This is a genomic window from Dokdonella sp. (assembly GCF_049593775.1).
Classification (GTDB): Bacteria; Pseudomonadota; Gammaproteobacteria; order Xanthomonadales; family Rhodanobacteraceae; genus Dokdonella.
In genome coordinates, this window is record NZ_JBAWHJ010000436.1 from 1 (window position 1) to 3,521 (window position 3,521).

At 58.3% G+C, this 3,521-nt stretch carries 5 protein-coding genes; 4 read left to right on the forward strand and 1 reads right to left on the reverse strand.

Going from position 1 to position 3,521, the window contains the following annotated elements:
* Positions 1 to 34: 34 nt before the first annotated feature.
* Positions 35 to 601: a glutathione peroxidase gene (locus WBP53_RS14990; protein ID WP_423930335.1), complete on the reverse strand. Its 567-nt coding sequence runs from the start codon at positions 599 to 601 to the stop codon at positions 35 to 37.
* A gap of 259 nt (positions 602 to 860) precedes the next feature.
* On the opposite strand from WBP53_RS14990, the gene WBP53_RS14995 reads away from it, so the two are divergent.
* From WBP53_RS14995 to WBP53_RS15010, 4 genes are read left to right on the forward strand one after another with little or no spacing between them, the layout of a single operon-like run.
* Positions 861 to 1,235, forward strand: coding sequence for a hypothetical protein (locus WBP53_RS14995; RefSeq protein WP_423930337.1), 375 nt, complete (start codon positions 861 to 863; stop codon positions 1,233 to 1,235).
* 4 nt (positions 1,236 to 1,239) lie between these two features.
* Entirely contained in the window at positions 1,240 to 1,614 is a 375-nt protein-coding gene (locus WBP53_RS15000; RefSeq protein WP_423930339.1) for a GntR family transcriptional regulator, read from the forward strand.
* Complete coding sequence (locus WBP53_RS15005; RefSeq protein WP_423930341.1) at positions 1,611 to 2,468, forward strand: ABC transporter ATP-binding protein; 858 nt, start codon at positions 1,611 to 1,613, stop codon at positions 2,466 to 2,468. The genes WBP53_RS15000 and WBP53_RS15005 overlap by 4 nt, the downstream gene beginning before the upstream one ends.
* Entirely contained in the window at positions 2,465 to 3,436 is a 972-nt protein-coding gene (locus WBP53_RS15010; protein WP_423930343.1) for a hypothetical protein, read from the forward strand. The genes WBP53_RS15005 and WBP53_RS15010 overlap by 4 nt, the downstream gene beginning before the upstream one ends.
* The last annotated feature ends 85 nt before the right edge of the window (positions 3,437 to 3,521 follow it).

Below are 3,521 nucleotides of genomic sequence, written 5' to 3' on the forward strand. Positions count from 1 at the left end.
GAAAACACGCTAGCGCAATTGCAATGCGTCATTTCTATTGGGCTTGTTTCATCGGATCGGGCGCTGCAATCAGCGCCTCGATCTTCGCTACCAGTTCCTTGTCGTCCGGCTTCACCTTGCTCGGGTAGTCGGCCACGACCTTGCCATCACGGCCAATCAGGTACTTGTAGAAATTCCAGCTTGGAAAGCGCCCGCCCGATTCTTCGGCAAGCCGCACGTAAAACGGATTGGCGTCGCCTTCCTTGACCTGCACTTTCTCGAACATCGGGAACGTGACTCCGTAAGTCAGCGTGCAGAAATCCTTGATCTCTGCTTCAGTGCCGGGTTCCTGGCCCATGAAGTCATTCGACGGAAACCCGAGCACGGCGAACCCCTGGTCTGCATATTTCTCGTTGAGCGCTTCGAGTGCTTCGTATTGCTTCGTGTAACCGCACTTGCTGGCCGTGTTGACGATCAACAGTACCTTGCCCCCGTAGGTCTTGCACAAGTCGACCTTGTCCTTGCCGGCAAGCGGGCGGAATTCGGCATCAAGCAGGTCGGTGCAAGCATGGGCGGAGACACCGACCGTCAGCAGGCATAGCGCGAGAAGTAGGCGGGACATGGCTTCTAACTCCGAGAGAGGGGAACAGGGAATGGAGAGTGGGTAAAAGCAACCACAGCCCCGTAGATGGAGCCCATGGTGCATCAGAGAACCCTGCCGAGGCCAAACCCACCGCCAAACAGCTTCGGATTGTGCTTTAGATCCAACCCATCCCCCATTCCCTGTCCCCCACTCCCGGCCCACCTATTGACTCGCTCAGTTTAGGTGTTATAGTTAGCTACAACACCAACTCATCAACAGACCTCCGGGAGGTCTCCGCATGAACCGCCTGATACACACCCGTCTTGGCCTGGCCCTCGCGATCGCCTTCGGTATCGGCATCGCAGAGCTCAGCAATTTCTTCACCCAGGGCAACGATTTCGCCGCCGTCGAAACCGTCGCCATGGCCGCTGGTGGACCCGTTTCGCCGATGCCTGCCACTGTCGGGATCGAAAACTGTGCGATTCCGATGCTGCCTCTGATCGTGGTAAGGCCTGACCACCACGACCTCCTCGGTGCCGAGACATCGGAGTTGCTGGCAGCCGTTTCAGGTGGCTCTCCCGTGCTTTCGATTCCCAACTTCCTGCCGAGGGTTCGACTCGACATGCCCTACTACTCGTTTGGCAAATTGATGCCTGGCGCGACCAAGGAATAAGCAGATGAGCATGGTATGGAACGACAACACACCCATCTATCGCCAGCTGCGCGACCGCGTCGTGGCGATGATTCTGGATGGGGCACTCAAGCAGGGAGATGCGCTGCCATCGGTTCGACAGGTGGCAGCGGACTTCCAGATCAATCCGATCACGGTCTCCAAGGCCTATCAGGAACTGGTCGATGAAAACCTGGTGGAAAAAAGAAGGGGGCTTGGCATGTACGTAACCGAAGGGGCGCATGGCGCCTTGCTGAAATCCGAACGCGAGCATTTCCTGAACGAGGAATGGCCCTCGCTGTTTGCACGTCTGGAACGCATGGGCCTTGGTCTGGAAGACCTGCTCAAGCATGCACCCAAAACCGAGGGAGACTCACGATGAGCGCTGTAGTCCACGCACGCGGCCTGAGCAAGACCTATGGGACGACCGTTGCCTTGAATGCAGTCGATTTCGAGATCGAAGCCGGGCGCATCGTCGGCCTGATCGGGCCCAACGGCGCCGGAAAGACGACCGCGCTGAAGGCGATTCTCGGTCTCAGTGAATTCGACGGCGAACTTTCGGTACTCGGACTGGACCCGAAATCGCAGCGCCCCAAATTGATGGAACAGGTCTGTTTTATCGCCGACGTGGCCGTATTGCCGCGCTGGATCCGCGTGGGCCAGGCAATCGAATTCGTGGCCGGCGTGCATCCGCGTTTTTCCCGCGAGAAGTGCGAAGCGTTTCTCGCCAACACCAAGCTCCGGCCCAACATGCGCGTGCGCGAACTGTCGAAAGGCATGATCGTGCAGTTGCATCTAGCCCTGGTCATGGCCATCGACGCCCGTGTCCTGGTACTCGACGAACCAACCCTGGGTCTCGACATCCTTTATCGAAAGACTTTCTACGAAAATCTGCTGACCGAGTACTTTGACGAGAACAAGACGATCATCGTCACGACCCATCAGGTCGAGGAAGTCGAGCACATCCTCACCGACCTCATTTTCATACGCAACGGTGAGATCGCCCTGAATGCCTCGATGGAGGAAATCGGCGAGCGCTATGCGGAAGTGATGGTCAACCCGGACAAGGCCGAAGCAGCGCGCGCGCTGGGTCCGCTCAGCGAACGACAGATTTTCGGCAAGCACATTTTTCTCTATGACGGCATCGACCGTACACGCCTGGCCGAGCTCGGCGAACTGCACAAGCCGAGCATCGCTGACTTGTTTGTCGCCACCATGAAAGGAACTTACGCATGAACACGTTTGGATGGCTGGTCAAACGCGAGTACTGGGAAAACAAGGGCGGCTTCTACTGGACGCCGATCTGGATCAGCGTGGCAATGCTGAGCATCACCCTGCTCGGCATCATCAGTGCGGAAGTGTTCACTTCCAGAGTCTCGATCAATAGCGGCATTCCGTGGGGGCAGATTGCAGAGCGGCTCAATTCCGGTGATTTCGTCCACGCGGGTACCGCCCTGGACGTGGCCTACGTCGCCCTCGCTGCCGTACTTTGCATTGCACTGTTCTGGGTAGTGTTTTTCTACCTGCTCGGCGCGCTCTATGACGACCGCCGCGATCGCAGCGTGTTGTTCTGGAAGTCGCTACCGGTGTCGGACAGCTCGACGGTGCTTTCCAAGGTCGCTGCCGCACTACTGCTGGCACCGCTGATCGCATTCGCCGTCGCCACGCTGGCCTACGTGGGCGTGCTCGTCATCGTTTCGATCTGGGCAGTCCTGCATGGCATCAATCCCCTGCCCGCAATTGGTGCGTCACATACGGTGGGCCTGTTCTGGCGATTGCTGCTGACGATACCGGTCGACGCCATGGTCGCCTTGCCGACCGCTGGCTGGCTGCTGTTCTGGTCTGCCTATGCCCGCAGCAAACCCTTCCTCTGGGCCGTCCTGGTGCCGCTGTTTGCCTGGATCGCCAATGGCTGGATCGGACTCATGGGACTGCCGAGCTTCGATCGCGATTTTCTGTTCAAGGAAATCATCGCCCGACTGCTGTTCGGCATAGTGCCGGGCTGGTGGCTGGATGAAAGCATCGGCGAGCGTGGCCGCATGCGTGACGTATTGCGCGGCGACGACGTGGTTTCCACCTTCGATCCATCGAACGTATACGCAATTCTGGCGACGCCAGGCGTCTGGGTCGGAGCGGTAGTCGGAATTATCCTGATCGCCGTGGCGATCTGGCTGCGACGCTCGCGAATCGAGACGTCTACCTGATCAGGCTGCGATCGATGCACTGAATCAGGCGTCTCTTCACTCGGCCTGGATCAAAGCGACGCCCATTGCGGGCGTCGCTTTTTTT

Bases quoted from the DNA above. Each gene is read 5' to 3' on its own strand.
- WBP53_RS14990 (WP_423930335.1), bottom strand. From the start codon at position 601: ATGTCCCGCCTACTTCTCGCGCTATGCCTGCTGACGGTCGGTGTCTCC.
- WBP53_RS15010 (WP_423930343.1), top strand. From the start codon at position 2,465: ATGAACACGTTTGGATGGCTGGTCAAACGCGAGTACTGGGAAAACAAG.
- WBP53_RS15005 (WP_423930341.1), top strand. From the start codon at position 1,611: ATGAGCGCTGTAGTCCACGCACGCGGCCTGAGCAAGACCTATGGGACG.
- WBP53_RS15000 (WP_423930339.1), top strand. From the start codon at position 1,240: ATGAGCATGGTATGGAACGACAACACACCCATCTATCGCCAGCTGCGC.
- WBP53_RS14995 (WP_423930337.1), top strand. From the start codon at position 861: ATGAACCGCCTGATACACACCCGTCTTGGCCTGGCCCTCGCGATCGCC.